The organism is Streptomyces sp. O3 (assembly GCF_054788135.1).
On the sequence record NZ_JBTVYK010000044.1, the window covers coordinates 40,484 to 58,629 of the forward strand.

Annotated in this window: 15 protein-coding genes, 2 tRNA genes and 1 pseudogene; 10 read left to right on the top strand and 8 right to left on the bottom strand. The window is 73.0% G+C overall.

Annotation, left to right across the window (positions count from 1 at the left end; genetic code table 11):
- Nucleotides 1–8: 8 nt before the first annotated feature.
- The 4 genes from ACX6XY_RS21835 to ACX6XY_RS21850 all read left to right on the top strand — a co-directional run bounded on the left by ACX6XY_RS21835 (nt 9) and on the right by ACX6XY_RS21850 (nt 3,371).
- Nucleotides 9–164 carry a hypothetical protein gene (locus ACX6XY_RS21835; RefSeq protein WP_460333302.1) on the top strand — a complete coding sequence of 52 codons (156 nt, stop codon included), beginning with the start codon at nt 9–11 and terminating at the stop codon, nt 162–164.
- A gap of 179 nt (nt 165–343) precedes the next feature.
- Nucleotides 344–1,183 (top strand): RNA polymerase sigma factor SigF, encoded by an 840-nt coding sequence (locus ACX6XY_RS21840; RefSeq protein WP_460333250.1) that lies wholly within the window; start codon nt 344–346, stop codon nt 1,181–1,183.
- A gap of 233 nt (nt 1,184–1,416) precedes the next feature.
- Nucleotides 1,417–2,256 carry an RNA polymerase sigma factor SigF gene (locus tag ACX6XY_RS21845; protein ID WP_460333253.1) on the top strand — a complete coding sequence of 280 codons (840 nt, stop codon included), beginning with the start codon at nt 1,417–1,419 and terminating at the stop codon, nt 2,254–2,256.
- 89 nt (nt 2,257–2,345) lie between these two features.
- A complete protein-coding gene (locus ACX6XY_RS21850) occupies nt 2,346–3,371 on the top strand; it encodes a hypothetical protein (RefSeq protein ID WP_460333256.1) in 1,026 nt (341 codons plus the stop codon).
- A gap of 45 nt (nt 3,372–3,416) precedes the next feature.
- Here ACX6XY_RS21850 and ACX6XY_RS21855 read toward each other — a convergent pair whose 3' ends face one another.
- Nucleotides 3,417–3,629, bottom strand: coding sequence for a hypothetical protein (locus ACX6XY_RS21855; protein ID WP_460333259.1), 213 nt, complete (start codon nt 3,627–3,629; stop codon nt 3,417–3,419).
- A gap of 165 nt (nt 3,630–3,794) precedes the next feature.
- Between ACX6XY_RS21855 and ACX6XY_RS21860 the strand changes: the two genes are divergently transcribed.
- The 3 genes and pseudogenes from ACX6XY_RS21860 to ACX6XY_RS21870 all read left to right on the top strand — a co-directional run bounded on the left by ACX6XY_RS21860 (nt 3,795) and on the right by ACX6XY_RS21870 (nt 6,454).
- Complete coding sequence (locus ACX6XY_RS21860; RefSeq protein ID WP_460333261.1) at nt 3,795–4,256, top strand: MarR family winged helix-turn-helix transcriptional regulator; 462 nt, start codon at nt 3,795–3,797, stop codon at nt 4,254–4,256.
- A 96-nt stretch (nt 4,257–4,352) separates the two neighbouring features.
- Nucleotides 4,353–5,903 (top strand): annotated as a pseudogene (locus ACX6XY_RS21865) (MDR family MFS transporter); the annotation flags it as partial.
- 104 nt (nt 5,904–6,007) lie between these two features.
- Complete coding sequence (locus tag ACX6XY_RS21870) at nt 6,008–6,454, top strand: spore germination protein GerW family protein (RefSeq protein ID WP_460333264.1); 447 nt, start codon at nt 6,008–6,010, stop codon at nt 6,452–6,454.
- A 32-nt stretch (nt 6,455–6,486) separates the two neighbouring features.
- Here the strand turns inward: ACX6XY_RS21870 and ACX6XY_RS21875 are convergent, their stop codons facing one another.
- The 5 genes from ACX6XY_RS21875 to ACX6XY_RS21895 all read right to left on the bottom strand — a co-directional run bounded on the left by ACX6XY_RS21875 (nt 6,487) and on the right by ACX6XY_RS21895 (nt 13,110).
- Nucleotides 6,487–8,634 (bottom strand): ArnT family glycosyltransferase, encoded by a 2,148-nt coding sequence (locus ACX6XY_RS21875; RefSeq protein ID WP_460333267.1) that lies wholly within the window; start codon nt 8,632–8,634, stop codon nt 6,487–6,489.
- Nucleotides 8,631–10,112, bottom strand: coding sequence for a bifunctional glycosyltransferase family 2/GtrA family protein (locus tag ACX6XY_RS21880; protein ID WP_460333270.1), 1,482 nt, complete (start codon nt 10,110–10,112; stop codon nt 8,631–8,633). The genes ACX6XY_RS21875 and ACX6XY_RS21880 overlap by 4 nt, the downstream gene beginning before the upstream one ends.
- Before the next feature lie 26 nt (nt 10,113–10,138).
- The gene (locus ACX6XY_RS21885; protein WP_460333273.1) at nt 10,139–11,812 is read right to left on the bottom strand and encodes a sensor histidine kinase; all 1,674 of its coding nucleotides are present in this window, start codon (nt 11,810–11,812) and stop codon (nt 10,139–10,141) included.
- Between the two features lie 32 nt (nt 11,813–11,844).
- The gene (locus ACX6XY_RS21890) at nt 11,845–12,651 is read right to left on the bottom strand and encodes a response regulator transcription factor (protein WP_460333277.1); all 807 of its coding nucleotides are present in this window, start codon (nt 12,649–12,651) and stop codon (nt 11,845–11,847) included.
- 96 nt (nt 12,652–12,747) lie between these two features.
- Complete coding sequence (locus ACX6XY_RS21895) at nt 12,748–13,110, bottom strand: antibiotic biosynthesis monooxygenase family protein (RefSeq protein ID WP_460333280.1); 363 nt, start codon at nt 13,108–13,110, stop codon at nt 12,748–12,750.
- Nucleotides 13,111–13,246: 136 nt separating this feature from the next.
- On the opposite strand from ACX6XY_RS21895, the gene ACX6XY_RS21900 reads away from it, so the two are divergent.
- Complete coding sequence (locus tag ACX6XY_RS21900; protein WP_460333284.1) at nt 13,247–13,861, top strand: putative glycolipid-binding domain-containing protein; 615 nt, start codon at nt 13,247–13,249, stop codon at nt 13,859–13,861.
- Between the two features lie 66 nt (nt 13,862–13,927).
- Here the strand turns inward: ACX6XY_RS21900 and ACX6XY_RS21905 are convergent.
- Nucleotides 13,928–14,000, bottom strand: a tRNA-Arg gene (locus ACX6XY_RS21905).
- A 152-nt stretch (nt 14,001–14,152) separates the two neighbouring features.
- Nucleotides 14,153–14,244: transfer RNA gene (locus ACX6XY_RS21910), tRNA-Ser, on the bottom strand.
- A 204-nt stretch (nt 14,245–14,448) separates the two neighbouring features.
- Here ACX6XY_RS21910 and ACX6XY_RS21915 point away from each other — a divergent pair.
- Together ACX6XY_RS21915 and ACX6XY_RS21920 are read left to right on the top strand one after the other, a co-directional pair.
- Entirely contained in the window at nt 14,449–14,967 is a 519-nt protein-coding gene (locus ACX6XY_RS21915; protein WP_460333287.1) for an SSI family serine proteinase inhibitor, read from the top strand.
- Nucleotides 14,968–15,100: 133 nt separating this feature from the next.
- Nucleotides 15,101–18,146, top strand: a 3,046-nt coding sequence (locus ACX6XY_RS21920) for a PAS domain-containing protein (protein WP_460333290.1), incomplete at its 3' end; no start/stop codon positions are given.

Here is an 18,146-nt window from a genome sequence, read left to right on the forward strand (position 1 = left end):
CAGTGGACGTGAAGAAGGTCGTGGTCTACATACTCGTGGTCTTCGTGCTGTACACGATCATCACATCGCCTACCGAGGCCGCCGACCTGGTGGGCGTCGGATTCCAGGGCCTCTCAGACGCCGCGCAGGGCATCGGCGACTTCATGACCGAACTCGTCCGATAGCCGCGCGCCTCCGCCAGCCTCTCACAGTCAAGTGAGGGGCTTTTCTGGGTTTATGACCCGATTCGCCCTCAACACGGCGTGATCTGGTGCTTGCACACAGTGCACATGTCTTGTGATGCTATGACCGCTTTTGATGGATGAGTTGAACGGTTCTTTTCCGAAAAGGGGTGGCTTTGACCGTGCCGGCCAGTACCGCACCTCAAGTGCCACCCGCGTCGCCCGCCGCCGCCAAGCCCGAGCCGTCCCCGGCCAAGCAGCGCGGCATCGACGCCAGGGCCCTGACGCAGGTGCTGTTCGGCCAGCTCAAGGAGCTGGAGCCCGGCACGCCCGAGCACGACCGGGTACGCGCGGCGCTGATCGAGGCCAATCTCCCGCTGGTGCGGTACGCCGCATCGCGCTTCCGCAGCCGCAACGAGCCGATGGAAGACGTGGTCCAGGTCGGCACGATCGGCCTGATCAACGCGATCGACCGGTTCGACCCGGAGCGCGGGGTGCAGTTCCCGACCTTCGCGATGCCGACCGTCGTCGGCGAGATCAAGCGGTACTTCCGCGACAACGTCCGCACCGTCCACGTACCGCGGCGGCTGCACGAGCTGTGGGTGCAGGTGACCGGCGCGACCGAGGACCTCACCACCGCCCTCGGCCGCCAGCCCACCACCGCCGAGATCGCCGGGCGGCTGCGGATCACCGAGGAGGAGGTCCTGGCCTGCATCGAGGCCGGGCGCTCGTACCACGCCACCTCGCTCGAAGCGGCCCAGGAGGGCGACGGGCCGCCCGGACTGCTCGACCGGCTCGGATACGAGGACCCGGCGCTCGACGGCGTGGAACACCGCGACCTCGTACGGCACCTGCTGGTGCAGCTGCCCGAGCGGGAACAGCGGATTCTCCTGCTGCGCTACTACAACAACCTGACGCAGTCACAGATCAGCGCGGAGCTCGGCGTCTCACAGATGCATGTGTCGCGTTTGCTGGCGAGGAGCTTCGCGCGGCTGCGGTCCGCAAATCGGATCGAGGCGTAACCGTATCGGGTGAAGTGCGCCTTAGGCGGTTGCCTCCCGAAAATCACCCAGACCCCTGCTTTCCTGCACAGACTCACACGTTGGATGTCGACAAGTCACTACAGCGTGTTGCCGACATGTGACATTCTGCTGGAACGGCGTTTGGCGCGGCCTCCCGACCGGTATTCAGGTGGAGGCTGCGTTCCTCCGACGGGAGCGCCCACCGCGACCGTCCGCGACCTCAAGGGGGTGGCATGTCCGCAGAACAGGGCAGCTCGAAGGTGCTCACGCTCACCAAGGGCGCACCAGACACCGAGCGGACCCGCTCGGAAGCCATCGACACCCGCACCTTGTCCCGCTCTCTGTTCCTGCGGCTCGCCGCACTTGACGAGGACAGCCCGGAGCGCGCCTATGTGCGAGACACGCTCATCGAGCTCAACCTTCCGCTGGTGCGGTACGCGGCGGCCCGCTTCCGCAGCCGGAATGAGCCGATGGAGGACATCGTCCAGGTCGGAACGATCGGCCTGATCAAGGCGATCGACCGGTTCGACTGCGAACGGGGCGTGGAGTTCCCGACGTTCGCGATGCCGACCGTCGTCGGCGAGATCAAGCGCTTCTTCCGGGACACCTCGTGGTCGGTACGGGTGCCGCGACGCCTCCAGGAGCTGCGGCTCGCGCTCACCAAGGCCAGCGACGAGCTCGCCCAGAAGCTCGACCGGTCCCCGACGGTGCCCGAACTCGCCGCCGTGCTCGGCGTGTCGGAGGAAGACGTCGTCGACGGCCTCGCGGTCGGGAACGCGTACACGGCGTCCTCGCTGGACTCGCCCGCGCTGGAGGACGACGGCGGCGAGGGCTCGCTCGCCGACCGCCTCGGGTACGAGGACACCGCCCTGGAGGGCGTGGAGTACCGGGAATCACTGAAGCCGCTGCTGGCCAAACTCCCGCCGCGCGAACGCCAGATCATCATGCTCCGCTTCTTCGCCAACATGACGCAGTCGCAGATCGGCGAGGAGGTCGGCATCTCGCAGATGCACGTCTCGCGGCTGCTGACGCGGACGCTGGCGCAGCTCCGGCAGGGGCTGATCGCGGACTGACCCCGGACCGAACCCGGACCGAACCCCAACTGAACCCGAACTGATCGCGCACTCTTCCTCATTGACGCACCGTCAGTCACACTGGCGCGATGGGCGCGCTGGAGAGAGCCAGAGCATCGGCACTCGGCCGTCGAAGCACCGTAGCGGGTGCGTCGGCGGCCGCGCTGTGTCTGGTGTCCGGTGTGCTGCTGGCGTCCTGCGTGGGCGGCGGGCCTGGCCGCGACGGTCATGTGGCGGTCGGCGCGGGCGCCGTGGCACGGACGCCGGGCGATCTGGTGGAGCCTACGGGCGATGTGGTGCTGGTGCCGCTGGACGGGGACGGCGAGGGGGCGCGGGCCAGGGGTACGCCGTCGGGCGACGCCGCCGAAGGTGACGGCGGGGCCGGGGACGGGCCGAGCGCTACGGGAGAGCGGGGCGCAGGCGGCGGCTCGGACGGCGGCTCCGGTGCCGAGTCCGGCACGGGAGCCCCGGCCGCTTCGGGGGCCGGTTCAGAGTCCGGCTCGGAGGCCGGTCCCGGCTCTGGTGGCTTGGAGGGGAAGTCACCGGGTGGCAGCGGGAGTTCCGGCTCATCGGGCTCATCGGGCTCGTCGGGCTCATCGGGCTCGTCGGGCTCGTCGGGCTCGTCGGGCTCGTCGGGCTCGTCGAGTGCGCCCAGCCCGTCCGGCGCGCCCGCCTCGCCCGGCCCGTCCCCCGGCTCCGGTTCGACGGGCGGCGGTGGGGGTGGGGGTGGGAGCGAGTCCGACACCCCGTCGGACCCGGATCCGACCCCGGACCCGCCCCAGGCCCCGGCGCCCGCCCCACCGGCCGGGCCCGCCGTGCTCGACGTCGGCGATCCCGTGCGGGCACCCGCCGACCGGCGCTGGTGCGAGCGCGTGACCGTGAAATTCACCAACACGGGTGGCACGGCGACGCGTTCGGGCACGGTCACATTCGGAACGCACATCATCGGCCTGCTCGGCGTCGACTGGGCGACGATCGAGTCGACCGAACGGCTGCCGACGCCGATCGGCCCCGGCGCGTCCACGACGAAAACCTGGACCGTCTGCGTCCCCGCCTGGCGCGTACCGCTGGGCATGCATGTCGAGACCCGTGACGTGTCGGTCAGCTGGCGGTAGCGCCTTGCCTGACAGAGGTCAGGCTCCAAGCGGTACGGCGGCGTCTCAGAGGGCCAGCCAGGCGACCCCCGCCAGGACCGCCACCGCGAGCACCACGCCGACGATCACCCCGAGCCGCGGCCCGGCCGGAGCCGCCGCGCTCTGCCGCCGCTGCGGGGTGCCGTCATCGACGAAGGCGCGGAACATCTGCGTACTGCCCGCGGGGTCGTGCTGACCCTCGGGGCCCTGGGGCGCGTGGGGGTTGTGTGCTGCTGCCATGTCCCAGGACCCTAGCGAAACCGCGACGCCCGCCCAACCCCGGACGCCGGGGCCGCATCGCGGCGGGACATTGCCTGCTCTTTACACACTTTGCCCAGTTTTCATTTGCCTGTAGCAACTAAATAGCCCTATGGTTGCCCTAAGCAACGAATGGAGGGTCGAGCCATGGCCGAGCAGCGCCAGTACGAGGAACTCGCCCGCCAGCTCAGCGCCATCGGCGCCGTGAAGCGGGAGCTGGCCCGCGTCCTGCCCGCCGACTGCCCACCGGCGGCGGCCGCCGTGCTCGTCGTGCTCGACAAGCACGGCGAGATGCGGATCGGCCGCCTCGCCGAACTGCTGGCCATCGACATGTCGGTGACGAGCCGCCATGTCGCGCACGTTGCGGAGCGCGGCTGGATCGACCGGTCTCCCGCACCCGACGACCGGCGCTCCCGCATCCTGCGGCTGACGCCCGCGGGCCGCGAGCTGCTCGCCGCGCTCAGTGACCACTACTCCCACACGCTCGCCGACCACCTGCGGAACTGGTCGGACGACGACGTACGGCAGCTGAGCTCGCTGCTCGCCCGGCTGCGCGCCGACTTCGGCGACTGCCGGGCTTCGGCCTCGACCACTCGTATACCCGCGTGACCGCGTGACCCGCGTGACCGCGTGACCCGCGTGACCCGTAAGAAGAGGAACCCTATGGGCGGCATCGCCGACACAGAAACCGAAGAGTCCGCGCCGATGACACACCGGCAGATCATGGAGGCGCTGTCCGGGCTGCTGCTCGGCATGTTCGTCGCGATCCTGTCGTCGACCATCGTGTCCAACGCCCTGCCGCAGATCATCTCCGACCTCGGCGGCGGCCAGTCCGCGTACACCTGGGTGGTGACCGCCTCCCTGCTCGCGATGACGGCGACCACCCCGCTGTGGGGCAAGCTCTCCGACCTCTTCAGCAAGAAGCTGCTGGTCCAGATCTCCCTGGTCATCTACGTGTTGGGCTCGGCGGCGGCCGGGCTCTCGCAGAGCGCGGGCATGCTGATCGCCTGCCGGGTGGTCCAGGGCATCGGCGTCGGCGGGCTCTCCGCCCTCGCGCAGATCGTGATGGCCGCGATGATCTCGCCGCGCGAGCGCGGCCGGTACAGCGGCTACCTGGGGGCCACCTTCGCCGTCGCCACCGTCGGCGGGCCGCTGCTCGGCGGGGTCATCACGGACGCCGACTGGCTGGGCTGGCGCTGGTGCTTCTATGTCGGCGTGCCGTTCGCGGTGATCGCGCTGATCGTGCTCCAGAAGACGCTGAAGCTGCCGGTGGTCAGGCGCGAGGTCAAGGTCGACTGGTCCGGCGCCTTCTTCATCACCGCCGCCGTCTCGCTGCTCCTGGTCTGGGTGACCTTCGCCGGGGACAAGTACGACTGGGTCTCCTGGCAGAGCGGGGCGATGGTCGGCGGCGCGCTCGCGCTCGGCGCGCTCTTCCTCGTCGCCGAGTCCCGCGCGAGCGAGCCGATCATCCCGCTGCGCCTCTTCCGCAACCGTACGATCGCGCTGTCGTCGCTGGCCTCGCTCTTCGTCGGTGTCGCGATGTTCGGCGGCACGGTCTTCTTCAGCCAGTACTTCCAGCTGGCGCGCGGCGAGTCGCCGACGATGTCCGGGGTGCTGACCATCCCGATGATCGGCGGGCTGTTCGTCTCCTCCACCGTCTCCGGTCTGATCATCACCAGGACGGGCCGCTGGAAGGCGTGGCTGGTCGCCGGGGGCGTACTGCTGACGGCGGGCCTGGGGCTCCTCGGCACCATCCGGTACGACACCGACTACTGGCGGGTCGCGCTGTTCATGGCGCTGCTGGGGCTCGGGATCGGCATGATGATGCAGAACCTCGTCCTGTGCACGCAGAACCAGGTGGCCCCCGATGACCTGGGCGCCGCGTCGTCGGTCGTCACCTTCTTCCGGTCGCTGGGCGGCGCGATGGGCGTCTCCGCGCTGGGCGCGATCCTGGGGACGCGGGTCACCGGGTACGTGGAGGACGGGCTCGCCGAACTCGGCCCCGAGGGCGCGGCGATGGGGCACGCGGGCACGGGCGGGGGCGGCATCCCGGACCTGGACGCGCTGCCCGGACCGCTGCGGACGGTGATCGAGAGCGCGTACGGGCACGGGATCGCGGACGTGTTCCTGTACGCGGCGCCGCTGGCGCTGGTGGCGTGGCTGCTGACGCTGTTCATCAAGGAGGTGCCGCTGCGGACGGCGTCGGGTTCAGCTCCGGCGTCGGGTCCGGCGTCCGGTCCGGCCTCGGATCCCGGCCCGGTCGGCGAGCCGCGAGAGCCGGAGCTGACGAGCACCCGTCAGGCCGCCCGCCGCTGATATACCCTCAGCACCCCCGTACGCGCAGAGCAGGGAGGCAGCCGATGACCGCCGAGGACGACGACAGCCGCACGCCCTCCGCCCCGCCGACGGGCCCTCCGACGGACCTGCCTCCCGCCGACGCCGCCATCCCCCTGCTGGAATGCCTGGCCGACCGGATCGGCGGTCGGGCCTCGGTCACGGCCGTCTACGGCGAACCCGTCACCAGCGACGGCGTCACCGTCATACCGGTCGCCGAATTCGCCTTCGGGTTCGGCGGCGGCACCGACAGCGCGACCCGTATCGACGAGAAGGGCAGCGGGCGGAACGGCGGGGGAGGCGGCGGAGGCGCCGCCGCCCGGCCCCGCGGCTTCATCGAGATCAAGGACGGCACGGCCACCTACAAGCCCCTGCGGACCCGATGGTCGGACGTCGTCCCCCTGGCCGCTCTCCTCGCGGGCGCCGCCATCCCCTCGCTCACCCGCCGCCTCGCCAGACGTCGCGCTCACTGATCCCGTGACCGCGCCCGCGCCCGCGCCCGCACTCAGCCTGTCGGCTGGGTGAGGTCGTACAGGGTGGTGCCGTCGACCGTCACCTCCTTGAAGGCGGACTCGACCCAGGAGGTGATCTCCGAGCTGACGTTTCCGCCGTCGCCGCCGGGGCCGCCGCCGGGCATGCCGCCGCCTGCGATGAAGTAGTGGATCCGGCCATCGGCGACGTACTGCTTGAACTGGGCGAGCGTGGGGGACGGGTCGCTGCCGTTGAAGCCGCCGATCGGCATGACGGGATCGCCCGTGGCCAGCTGGTAACTGGCCGCGTTCTGCGCGCCGACGGACGCGGCGACCCAGGTGTAGGAGGACGCGTCCGCCGTCAGTTCGGCCTTGACCTCGTCGCTGACGGTCGCGCCGTTGAGCAGGCCGCCCATTCCGCCGCCGCCTCCGGGCGCACCGCCTCCGCCCGTACGCCGGCCGTCCGGCCGCTGGCCCTGGCCCTGGCCGTCCGTCGGAGGCTGGCCGAAGCCGCCGCCCTGACCGCCTTGACCGTCCTGCTGGGTGCCGTCGCCCTGCTGGTTACCGGCGTTGCCCTGCTGGCCGGGCGGCTGCATGCCGCCCGGACCACCACCGCCGCCGGGGCCGCCGCCTCCGGGACCGCCCCGGCCACCGGCCACCGACGGCCCGGCCGTCACGATCGATCCGGCGTGCCCCTCGTTCACCGTGGTGAGCGTGTACGCGAACGGCCCGGCCAGCGACGCCGCGAGCCCGAGCCCCGCCACCGCCAGCACCAGCCGCCGCCCGCGCCGACCCGTCAGCCGCCCCGCGAGCACCAGCCCGAGCCCGGCCGCCAGACCCGCGCCCAGCGCCGCCCAGCGCAGCCACGGCAGATAGTCCGGGGAGCGGCCGAGCAGGACGTACCCCCAGTACCCGGTCACCACGACGGTCAGCCCGAGCGCGGCCGACGCGGCGAACCTGGCGCGCTCCTCCCAGAGCACGGCCGCGCCCATGCCGACCAGCGCCGCGATGTACGGGGCCAGCGCCACCGTGTAGTACTCGTGGAAGATCCCCCGCATGAAGCTGAAGACCGCGGCGGTCATCAGCAGCGAGCCGCCCCAGGCGAGGAACGCGGCCCGCGCGGTGTCCGTGCGCGGCGCGCGCCAGGTGACGACGAGACCGGCGACCAGCAGGATCAGCGCGGCCGGGAGCAGCCAGGAGATCTGGCCGCCGATGTTGGATCCGACGAGTCGGTCGATACCGGTCTCGCCCCAGCCGCCACCGGCCCCTCCGCCCCCTCCCCCGACGCTGCCGACCTCGTCGCCGTTGATCCGGCCGAGGCCGTTGTAGCCGAAGGTGAGTTCCAGGAAGGAGTTGGTCTGGGAGCCGCCGACGTACGGGCGGGAGGACGCGGGCCACAGCTCGACGACGGCGACCCACCAGCCGCCCGCGACGACCATCGCGAGACCGGACAGGGCGAGTTGGCCGAGCCGTCGCAGCGGCCGGGTCGGTGCGCACACCGCGTACAGCAGCGCCAGCGGCGGCAGGATCAGGAATGCCTGGAGGGTCTTGGTGAGGAAGGCGAGGCCGACCGCGACGCCCGCCCACACCAGCCACTTGGTCCGCGCGTCCTCCAGCGCGCGCAGCACGCAGTACACGGTGACCGTCATCAGCAGCGCGAGCAGGGCGTCCGGGTTGTTGAAGCGGAACATCAGCGCGGCGACGGGCGTCAGCGCGAAGACCGCCACCGCGACCAGCCCGGCCACGGCGGGGAAACGACGCCGGACGGCCGCGTACAGCACCCCGGTCGTCGCCACGGCCATCAGCACCTCGGGCACCAGGATCTGCCAGGAGCCGAGCCCGAAGAGGCGTACGGACAGGGCCATCGGCCAGAGCGCGGCCGGGGGCTTGTCGACGGTGATGGAGTTCGCGGCGTCCGAGGATCCGAAGAAGAACGCCTTCCAGCTCTCGCTGCCCGCCTGAACGGCCGCCGAATAGAAGGAGTTGGCATAGCCGGACGCGCTCAGGTTCCAGAGGTAGAGCACGCCGACGGCCAGCAGGAGCCCGAGGAAGACGGGCCGCACCCACGGCGCGTCCTCCGGTCTGCCGCGCCAGAGCCGTCGCGGCAGACCGGGCCGCTGGCGGACGTCCGCCGGGCCGCCTACGGCGGGGGGCGGAACGGGTGGGGCTGCGGGCAGGGTCATCGATGGGTCCTCAGGTCGTTCGGGGCGGGGAGTTCGGACGTGGAGGCGGTCGGGGACGGGGACGCGGTCGGGGACGGGGACGCGGTCGGGGACGGGTCGGGGAGCACGGGCGCAGCCGCGGGCGCGGGCGCAGCCGCAGGCGCGGGCGCAGCCGCAGGCGCGGACTCAGCCGGTTCGGGGAGCCCGGCCAGTTCGGGGGCGGGGGCGGGTACGGCGGCGGCAGCGGGAGGCGCGTCCGCGCGCCGGTCCGGGAAGACCCAGGCCCGGAAGAGCAGAAAGCGCAGCACCGTCGCCACCAGGTTCGCGGCGACCAGCACGGTCAGCTCCGTACCGTGCGCGGGGTCCGCCGCGGCCGTGTGCAGCGCCGCCAGCGAGCCGCTGGTCAGCGCCAGGCCGATGGCGAACACCACCAGACCCTGCGCCTGGTGGCGTACGGCGCGGTCCCGCCCCCGTACGCCGAAGGTCAGCCGACGGTTCGCGGCCGTGTTGGCCAGCGCCGAGACCAGCAGCGCCGCCGCGTTGGCGGTCTGCGCGCCGATCCCGAGCCGGAAGAGGGAGTAGAGCGCCAGGTAGAAGAGGGTCGAGAGGCCGCCCACCACACAGAAGCCCACCAACTGGCGGGCGAGACCGCCCGGCACGCCGGGCAGCGCGCGGTCCCTGGGGTCGTCCCCGAACGGGCGCGCGAGCCGGTCCAGGGGCAGCGCGCCGACGGCCAGCGCCCGCCCCACGCGCCACACGCCCTTCAGGTCGTCGGTCGCGGTCCGCACGATGCGCACCGTCGAGTCCGGGTCGTCGACCCAGTCCACCGGCACCTCGTGGATCCGCAGCCCGGCCCGCTCGGCGAGCACCAGCAGCTCCGTGTCGAAGAACCACCCGGTGTCCTCGACCATCGGCAGCAGCCGCTCCGCGACTTCGCCGCGGATCGCCTTGAAGCCGCACTGCGCGTCGCTGAAGCGCGCGGCGAGCGAGCCGCGCAGGATGAGGTTGTACGTACGCGAGACGAACTCCCGCTTGGGGCCGCGCACTACGCGCGCGGAGCGGGCCAGGCGAGTGCCGATCGCCAGGTCGGAGTGGCCCGAGATCAGCGGGGCGACCAGCGGCAGCAGCGCGTTGAGGTCGGTCGACAGGTCGACGTCCATATACGCGCGCACCGGCGCGTCCGACCGCGACCACACCGCGCTCAGCGCCCGCCCGCGCCCCTTCAGGTCCAGGCGGTACGCGCTGACCTCGGGGAGCGCCGCGCTGAGCCGCGCCGCGACCTCGGGGGTGCGGTCCGTGCTCGCGTTGTCGGCGACGGTGATCCGGAAGGCGTACGGAAAGGTGCGCTCCAGGTGGCTGTGCAGCCGGCGCACACACGGTTCGAGGTCTTTCTCCTCGTTGTAGACGGGTATCACCACGTCGAGGACCGGTGGACGCGGCGGCGCGTGCTCCGGTCCGGCGGGCAGATGCGCTCGCTTCGGAAGAGATTCGCTTCGCATGCCGACGACACTCGCGGCGCGCCCTGTTACCGCGGTGTGGTGAGCCTGTGCCCCGTCTGTGAGTACGCGGCCGAGCCCGCCGAGCCCGCGTCGTAGGGGGAGTCGGCCTCGTACGGGGAGAGCGCGTCGTACGGGGAGAGCGCCGGGAGCCGCACCGTGAAGGCCGTACGCCCCGGCGCGCTGCGCACCGTCACGTCCCCGCCGTGCGCCGCGACCACCGCGGCCACGATCGCCAGCCCGAGCCCCGTGGAAGCAGCCGCACCAGCCGCACCAGCAGCCGCCCCGGTCGCCCCGGTCGTCCCTGCCGCCCCGGTCGTCCCTGCCGCAGCCGTGTTCCTGGAGCGCGAGGCGTCGCCCCGCGCGAACCGCTCGAAGACGTGCGGCAGCAGCTCCGCCGCGATACCGGGCCCGTCGTCCTCGACCTCCAACCGCACATATCCGGCCCTGTCGTTCCGTACGCGGGCCGTGACCGTCGTACCCCGCGGGGTGTGCGTACGCGCGTTGGCCAGCAGGTTGACCAGCACCTGGCGCAGCCGCGCGTCGTCGGCCCGTACCAGCGCCGGTTCGTCGGGGAGTTGGAGCCGCCACACGTGGTCCCGCCCGGCCGCGCGGGCGTCGCTCACCGCGTCCACGACCAGCGGGGACAGGTCCGTGACCGCCAGTTCAAGCGGTCGCCCGGCGTCCAGCCTGGCCAGCAGCAGCAGATCCTCGACGAGCCCCGTCATCCGGCCTGCCTCCGCCTCGATGCGGCCCAGCGCGTGCCGGGTGTCGGGGCCGGTCTCCTCCCGCCCTCTGCGGGTCAGTTCGGCGTAGCCGCGGATCGACGCGAGGGGCGTGCGCAGCTCGTGGCTGGCGTCCGCGACGAACTGCCGTACCCGCGTCTCGCTCTCCTGGCGGGCGCTGAGCGCGGAGTGCACATGGTCCAGCATGCGGTTGAACGCCGCGCCGACCCGCCCGACTTCGGTACGTGGATCGGCGTCGGCGTCGGGTACGCGCTCGTGGAGGGCCGGTTCGCCGCTGTGCAGGGGGAGTTCGGAGACGCGGACGGCGGTCGCGGCGACCCTGCGCAGCGGGCGCAGGGCGACGCCGACCATGGCCGCGCCCGCGATCCCGGAGGCTGCCACCCCGGCGCCCGCGACGCAGAGTTCGACCACGACCAGGGTGCTGATCGTGTCGTCCGCGGCGCTGGTCGAGATGCCGACGAGCAGTTCGCCGTGCGCGGCGGACTGGACGCGGTACTGGCCGAGGCCGGGGATGTCGACGTTGTGCGGTGCGCCGTCGGCCGTGACCGTGCCCAGCGCGGCGGCCTGGTCGGCGTCGAGTTCGCTGATCTTGGCGCGCGGTCCGCCGCCGGAGTCCGCCTCCTCGCTGATCGCCGCGAGGGCCACCTTCCCGTCCTGGACGGTGGCGCCGACGGTGCCCAGGTCCTGCCCGCCGAGCGCGAGGAACCGCAGCGGGTCCGTCGGCTGCTCGCCGGGGCCGCCCCGGCCGGGGGCGTCAGGGGGTCCGGCCGCCGCCCGGCGCGCCACGTCGGACAGCTTCGTGTCCAGCTGCTCGTACAGATACGAGTGCAGCGCCACCGCCGTGACCGTACCGATCACCGCGCACACCAGCGCGATCAGCGTCACCGCCGAGACGACCAGCCGGGTACGCAGGGACCGGGGCGCGCGCGACCGGCCGACCCCGCGAGGCCGCCTCATCCCCCGAGGCCGCCTCACCCCGCGAGGCCGCCTCACCCCTCGCCCGGTCCCGTCGGCTCCGCGGCCCTGATCAGATACCCCGCGCCGCGCCGCGTATGGATCATCGGCGCCCGCCCGGCGTCGATCTTCCGCCGCAGGTAGGAGATGTACAGCTCCACGACGTTCGCCTGCCCGCCGAAGTCGTAGCTCCACACCCGGTCCAGGATCTGCGCCTTGCTGAGCACCCGGCGCGGGTTGCGCATCAGGAACCGCAGCAGCTCGAACTCGGTGGCGGTGAGGTGGATGCCCACGCCCGCCCGGCTCACCTCGTGGCTGTCCTCGTCCAGCGTCAGGTCGCCCACCACCAGCAGCGACTCACTGCGCTTGGCGGCGGCGCCCGAGCGACGGAGCAGCCCGCGCAGCCGGGCCACGACCTCCTCCAGGCTGAACGGCTTGGTGACGTAGTCGTCCCCGCCCGCCGTGAGCCCGGCGATGCGGTCCTCCACGGCGTCCTTGGCCGTCAGGAACAGCACGGGCACCTCGGGAAGCTCATGCCGCAGCTTGCCCAGCACGGCGAGCCCGTGCATATCCGGCAGCATCACGTCCAGGACGACGGCGTCGGGCCGGAACTCCCGCCCCGCCCGCACCGCGCCCGCGCCGTCGGCGGCGCTGCGCACCTCCCAGCCCTCGTAGCGCAGGGCCATGGACAGCAGCTCGGACAGCGCCGCCTCGTCGTCCACGACGAGCACGCGGACGGGACTGCCGTCCGGCCTGAGCAGTTCTTCGGCGCGCGCCTGCGGCGAGGACGACGAGGATCGCGACGTCGGCGAGGGTGACGAGGACGGCGAGGTGATGGTCATGCGACCACCCTGGGCGGGCCCTCTGAGAGCTCCCTGGACCCAGGCTGTGAATACCCTGAGAATCCGCCGGGTAAGGCCTATGCCGCCGAGGAAGGCCTATGCCTCGTGGTCGGCCTGGCCCCGCTCGAAACCGTGACTCCGCTCCACCTTGGCGATGTGGAGGGAGTAGCTCTCGTACCACTCGGCCCTGCCGCGCTTCTGCGCCGCCTGGTGCTCGACGTTCTCCCGCCACCGCGCGACGGCGTCCTCGTCGCGGAAGTAGCCGACGGTGATACCGAGGCCGCCGGGTGTACGGGCCGAGTCGAGGCCGAGGAAGCCGGGTACGTCCCGTACCAGCTCCGCCATGCGGTCGGAGGTCTCGCCGTACCCGTTGTCGCCGTCCGTGCGGACGGAGGTGAAGACGACGGCGTAGTAGGGCGGCTCAGGCGGCGCCACCGGGCGCGCGGATGAAGTGCTCATGCCGTCCACCTTCCGAGGCCCCCGCGGGACGTGTCCACCGATTTCGGCGTCCGGTCAGCAAAACTTGACCTTGGCACCGCCCCCCGGCCGCCCCACCCTCGTGCGCCACCGCCTCATACGTTCCAGGATGGTGTCCATGACCGACAACCGGCCCGCCGTCACCCGCCCTCCGCGCGCCGCCACCTGGCAGGTCACCGCCAGCGGCGGTTTCGAGTCCGCCTGGGTCAGCCGCCAGGGCCACCGCGGCCTCAGCGTCCGCGGCCGGGTCTTCGGCGCCATCCCGGAGCCGTACTGGATCTCGTACGACCTCACGACCGGCGAGGACTTCGTCGCCCGTACCCTCACCGCCACCGCCGAGACCCCGCACACCACCCACCGGCTCACGCTGGACCGCGCCCCGGACGGCGCCTGGACGGCGGACGGCGAGCCGCTCGACTGGGCGGCCGACGCCCTGGACTGCGACCTCGGGCTGTCCCCGCTCACCAACACCATGCCGGTGCTCCGCCACGACCTGCACCACATCCCCGCCGCGGCCCCCGGCACGCACACCTTCCTCATGGTCTGGATCTCGGTCCCCGACCTGACCGTCCGCCCCTCCCGTCAGACCTACACTCACCTCGGCCCGGCCCCGGAGGGCACGCGGGTGCGCTATGCCTCGGGCGACTTTCACAGCGACCTGGAGTTCGACGGGGACGGCCTGGTGGTCAGCTATCCGGGCCTGGCGTACCGCCTGGCCAGCCCGCCCGCGTAACGGCGATATTCGCTGGGCCGCGCACGCAAGAGCCCCCGGACGATGTCCGGGGGCTCTCACTCGATGTGCACTCGGCAGGATTCGAACCTGCAACCTTCTGATCCGTAGTCAGATGCTCTATCCGTTAAGCTACGAGTGCTTGGCGTCTTGGGCTTTTGTGCCCCGTCGGCGTTGCGGGAACAACATTACATGACCTGCGGCGAGAGGCGAAATCCGATTCCCTCACCCCTTCTGATCTGCGAAAACACCGAAGCCCCGGTCTTGGGGACCGGGGCTTCGGCGATCAACGCGCGGAGGCGGAGGGATTTGAACCCTCGATCAGGGGGTTACCCCGAAACCGCATTAGCAGTGCGGCGCCATAGACCGGACTAGGCGACGCCTCCAGCACACCCGCGTGAACGCGTGGTGCGATGCAGATGATGGCACAGCCACAGGGTCGGCCACCAATCGCCACCCACGGTACTAGGCAGGTGGGCGAGGGGGCAAAGGCCAATCCGTCGGGGCGTCGGGCGTCGGGCGTCGGGGCGTCGGGGCAGGCATCCAGGGGGCTGGGCACGCTCGGGCGCAACGTCACGGGGGCCGGGGCGTTGAGCACGGCGGTCCGGCTGGCCGTCAGCCCGGCCCCCGGAACCGAGCCGTACACCCCCACGGAGCCTGATATGCCGCATACGCCGCATATGCCGCGTCGCCTCGCCCTCGCCGCCGCTGCCGCCGTCCCGCTCGCCGCGCTGACCGCGCTCGCCGTCGCCCCGGCCGCGCAGGCATGCGCGTACGCCCGGCAGCCGGACCGGCTCACCGTGACCCACACCGCCGCCAACGGCGCGGTGACGGCGTACGAGCTGGAGTGCGCGCCTGCCGGTGGGACGCACCCGCGTGCCGACGAGGCCTGTGCGGTGCTGGAACAGGCCGGGGCCGAGGGGCGTGATCTGTTCGCGCCGACCCCGGAGGACGCCCTGTGCACGATGGTCTACGGCGGCCCCGAGACCGCCCGCGCCACCGGGACCTGGCACGGGCGTCAGATCGACGCCGCGTACGACCGGACCAACGGGTGCGAGATCGGCCGCTGGGACGCGCTCGGCGCCGTGCTCCCCGCGGCCGGGGCGTGAGCGCTCGTCCTCGTCCGGCGACGCGGGCGGGACCGCTGCCCGTAGACTCCTTCCCGTGACACGCCAGGGCCCGAGGGGCAAGATGGCCCGGTGTCCGACAGGCACGTAAGCGGTAAAGGGAGGACCGGTCGTCGTGAGCAGCAAGCCATCCCGAGGCGCTGCTCGCCTCGCGGCCATACTCGACGCCCTTCCCGACGCGCTGCTGCTCGTCAACGCCAACGGCACGGTCGTCAACGCCAACACCATCGCCCTGGAGTTCTTCGAGACCTCCGGGTGGGCCCTGGTCGGGCGCGGACTGCTCGATCTGCTGCCCGAGTTCGACTCCCGGCTGATCCCCGGCTCGATGCGGCGGCCGGACGCCACGGACGAGCTCGGCCGCACCAAGCCGCGGCGGATGACGGCCCGGCGTACGGACGGCTTCGAGTTCCCGGTCGAGGTCACCAGCGCGAATCTGAAGAACTCGCGGGACGCGTACGAGAGCCAGGGCAGTTTCGGCGACGAGCTGCTGATGCTCGTGGTCCGGGACCTGTCCGGGACCCTGGACACCGAGGCGGAGCTGGCCCGTTCGCAGCGCCAGACCGAGATGATCCTGCGCGCGGCCGCCGAGGGCGTCGTCGGGACCGACACCGAGGGCCGCGTGGTGCTCGTCAACCCCGCCGCTGCGCAGATACTCGGGTACCGGGCCAGCGATCTGGGCGGCCAGGAGCTGCACCCCCTCGTCCAGCACTCGCGGGCGGACGGCACGCCTTTCCCGTACGAGGAGAGCGCCCTGTCGGACACGCTCAGGTCGGGGCGCAAGCACCGGGTGCGCGGACAGGTGATGTGGACCAAGAGCGGCGGTCAGGTCCCGGTCGACCTGACGACCGCGCCGGTACGGGACGGGGAGCAGCTGGTCGGCGCGGTGCTCGCGTTCACCGACCGGCGGGCGTACGACGAAGTCGTCGCGCAGCGGGCCGAGGAGGCCGCGCGGCACGCCGAGGAGCTCGCGCGGGCCGAGGAGCGGTACACCGCGCTCGCCGAGCACGAGAAGGAGCGCCACGCCGCGCTCGCGGAGCGCGAGAAGGACCGGTACGAGGCGCTCGCGGAGCGGGAGAGCGAGCGGTACGAGGCGCTCGCCGCGCGCCATGCCCAGCTGCTCGCCGTGCTCGGCGAGTCGCTGCGCGGCCCGCTGGACGAACTGCGGCGCGAGCTGGGCACGCTGGCCGCCGACCCGGCCGGGCAGCTGTGGCCCGAGGCCAACCAGATGCTGCACCACCTGTCGGCGGGGTACGCGCGGATGTCGACCCTCGTCGACAACGTCCTCGGCTTCCAGCGCCTGGACGCCGGCGCGGAGCTGCTGCGCAAGGAGCCTGTGCTGCTGGACGGCGTGGTCGCCGCCGGTGTCGAGGGCGCGGTCGAGCTGATCGGCCCCGGACGGGCGCAGTTCGCCGTGCACGCGCCGCCGATCGAGGCCGAGGTCGACCCGGCCCGGCTGGCGACGGCGCTGGCGCACCTGGTGGCGGACGTCGCCGGGATCGACTCGACCGGGCACACGCGGGTGCCCGCCGGGGCGGCCGCCGGGGGCGGGTACGTCGACTCGACGATCGTGGTCGCGGCGGCGCAGCGCGGCGATGTCGTACGGATCGAGGTGCGTGGGCCGTACGCGGGTGGCGACCCGGTCCACGGGCCGATCGTGCGCGGGATCGTACGGGCGCATGGCGGCGTGCTCCAGACGCACGAAGTGCCGGGGATGGCGGGGAGCGCGTTCGTGCTGGAGGTGCCGGTCGGGGCCGGGGCCGGTGCGGTCGCCCTGCCCGATCCGGGTGCGGGTGCGGGTGCGGGTGTCGCTTCAGGCTCGGATTCGGGCTCGGGGCCGGGCTCGGGCTCGGGGTCGGCTGAGTTGGCGGTGCCCGAGCGGCAGCAGCGCGCCGAGGGCGGCGGGCGGCGGGCCAGGCCCGCTTCGGTGGACGCGTTCTTGGCGAACGGCGAGGACGCGTCGGGTGATTCGGCCGGTTCAGCCGGTTCGGCCGGTTCGGGTGTGGCTACCGGTACTACCGGGGCTACGGGTGTCGGCCCTGCGGGCCCCGTGGCCAGCGAGACGCCCACCGGGCGGCGCAGGCGGCGCGGGGCTCCGGCCGTGGAGCCTGAGCCGGGCGCGGCGCAGGCCGAGTGGCTGCCCGCGCAGAACGCGGGTGAGAACGACACCCCCGGCGGCGACACGGGCGGCGGCGCTGGCGGTACGGGGCGCAGGCGCCGTCGTGCCCTCACACAGGAACCCCCGACCGGGCCCGCGCAGGGCTCCGTGGTGACCGCCGCCGAGCACGCCGCGGGTGCCTCCGAACCCACCGGGCTGGGCGACACGGTTCCGCCGCAGGGCCTCCCGGCGGGGCCGGTGTCCGCGCCGCCGACGGGCCGCCGGGCCCGTCGGAACCCCGACGGCGCACGCGCCGCGCTGCCCGCCGCGAACCCCGTGCCGGACCAGCGGCCCCGCGCCCTCGGAGCCTCAGTCGCCGAACCTCCGGCCGCCCAGGCCCCCAGCACCGGGACGCCCGGCGCCCAGCCGCTGCCGAGCCTGCCGGGCGGCGGTGCCCCCGTACCCGACCCGCGTTCCGCGGCGGACAGCGCGGCTGGTGTGGCCGCGTCCCCCGGCGCCCAGCCGCTGCCTGTTCCGGGCGCGCTGCCTGTGCCCGACCCGCGCGGTGCCGAGCATCCTGCCGCCCCGACGGGGCGGCGCGCCCGGCGGGCCCTGAACACGGCGGTCGACCGCGGCCCGGAGCCGCGTGCGGAGCGGGCCGCGGGGTCGGGCGTCGCGCACGACGAGGGGCGCAGCGCCTTCGCGCTGCCGCCCGCCGCCGCCCACCACGCCGACGGGGCCGCCCCGGACCCGACGCACGGCGCGAGCACGACGAACGACGCGGCGAACGCCACGGCCTCGCCGGTCACGGCGGACCCCGCGGCCCGCCATCCGCACCAAGCCGTCGACCCCACCCACGGCACCCGGCACGACACGACGCCACAGAGCACGACACCGCAAGGCACGACACCGCAAGGCACGACACCGCAAAGCGCGACACCGCTGGACGCCGCGCCGCTCACCCCCACCGCCGACCACACCCCGCCGCAGTCCCACCCCGCACCGGCCCCGACGGGCCGCCGCCGGGCGGCCCCCGCGCCCGCCCCCGCGCCGGTCTCTTATACAC

Coding starts and splice junctions, on each gene's coding strand:
- ACX6XY_RS21845 (WP_460333253.1), top strand. CDS start 1,417: ATGTCCGCAGAACAGGGCAGCTCGAAGGTGCTCACGCTCACCAAGGGC.
- ACX6XY_RS21885 (WP_460333273.1), bottom strand. CDS start 11,812: ATGAGGCGGCCTCGCGGGGTCGGCCGGTCGCGCGCGCCCCGGTCCCTG.
- ACX6XY_RS21880 (WP_460333270.1), bottom strand. CDS start 10,112: ATGCGAAGCGAATCTCTTCCGAAGCGAGCGCATCTGCCCGCCGGACCG.
- ACX6XY_RS21870 (WP_460333264.1), top strand. CDS start 6,008: ATGACCGCCGAGGACGACGACAGCCGCACGCCCTCCGCCCCGCCGACG.
- ACX6XY_RS21860 (WP_460333261.1), top strand. CDS start 3,795: ATGGCCGAGCAGCGCCAGTACGAGGAACTCGCCCGCCAGCTCAGCGCC.
- ACX6XY_RS21895 (WP_460333280.1), bottom strand. CDS start 13,110: ATGAGCACTTCATCCGCGCGCCCGGTGGCGCCGCCTGAGCCGCCCTAC.
- ACX6XY_RS21890 (WP_460333277.1), bottom strand. CDS start 12,651: ATGACCATCACCTCGCCGTCCTCGTCACCCTCGCCGACGTCGCGATCC.
- ACX6XY_RS21900 (WP_460333284.1), top strand. CDS start 13,247: ATGACCGACAACCGGCCCGCCGTCACCCGCCCTCCGCGCGCCGCCACC.
- ACX6XY_RS21855 (WP_460333259.1), bottom strand. CDS start 3,629: ATGGCAGCAGCACACAACCCCCACGCGCCCCAGGGCCCCGAGGGTCAG.
- ACX6XY_RS21850 (WP_460333256.1), top strand. CDS start 2,346: ATGGGCGCGCTGGAGAGAGCCAGAGCATCGGCACTCGGCCGTCGAAGC.
- ACX6XY_RS21875 (WP_460333267.1), bottom strand. CDS start 8,634: ATGACCCTGCCCGCAGCCCCACCCGTTCCGCCCCCCGCCGTAGGCGGC.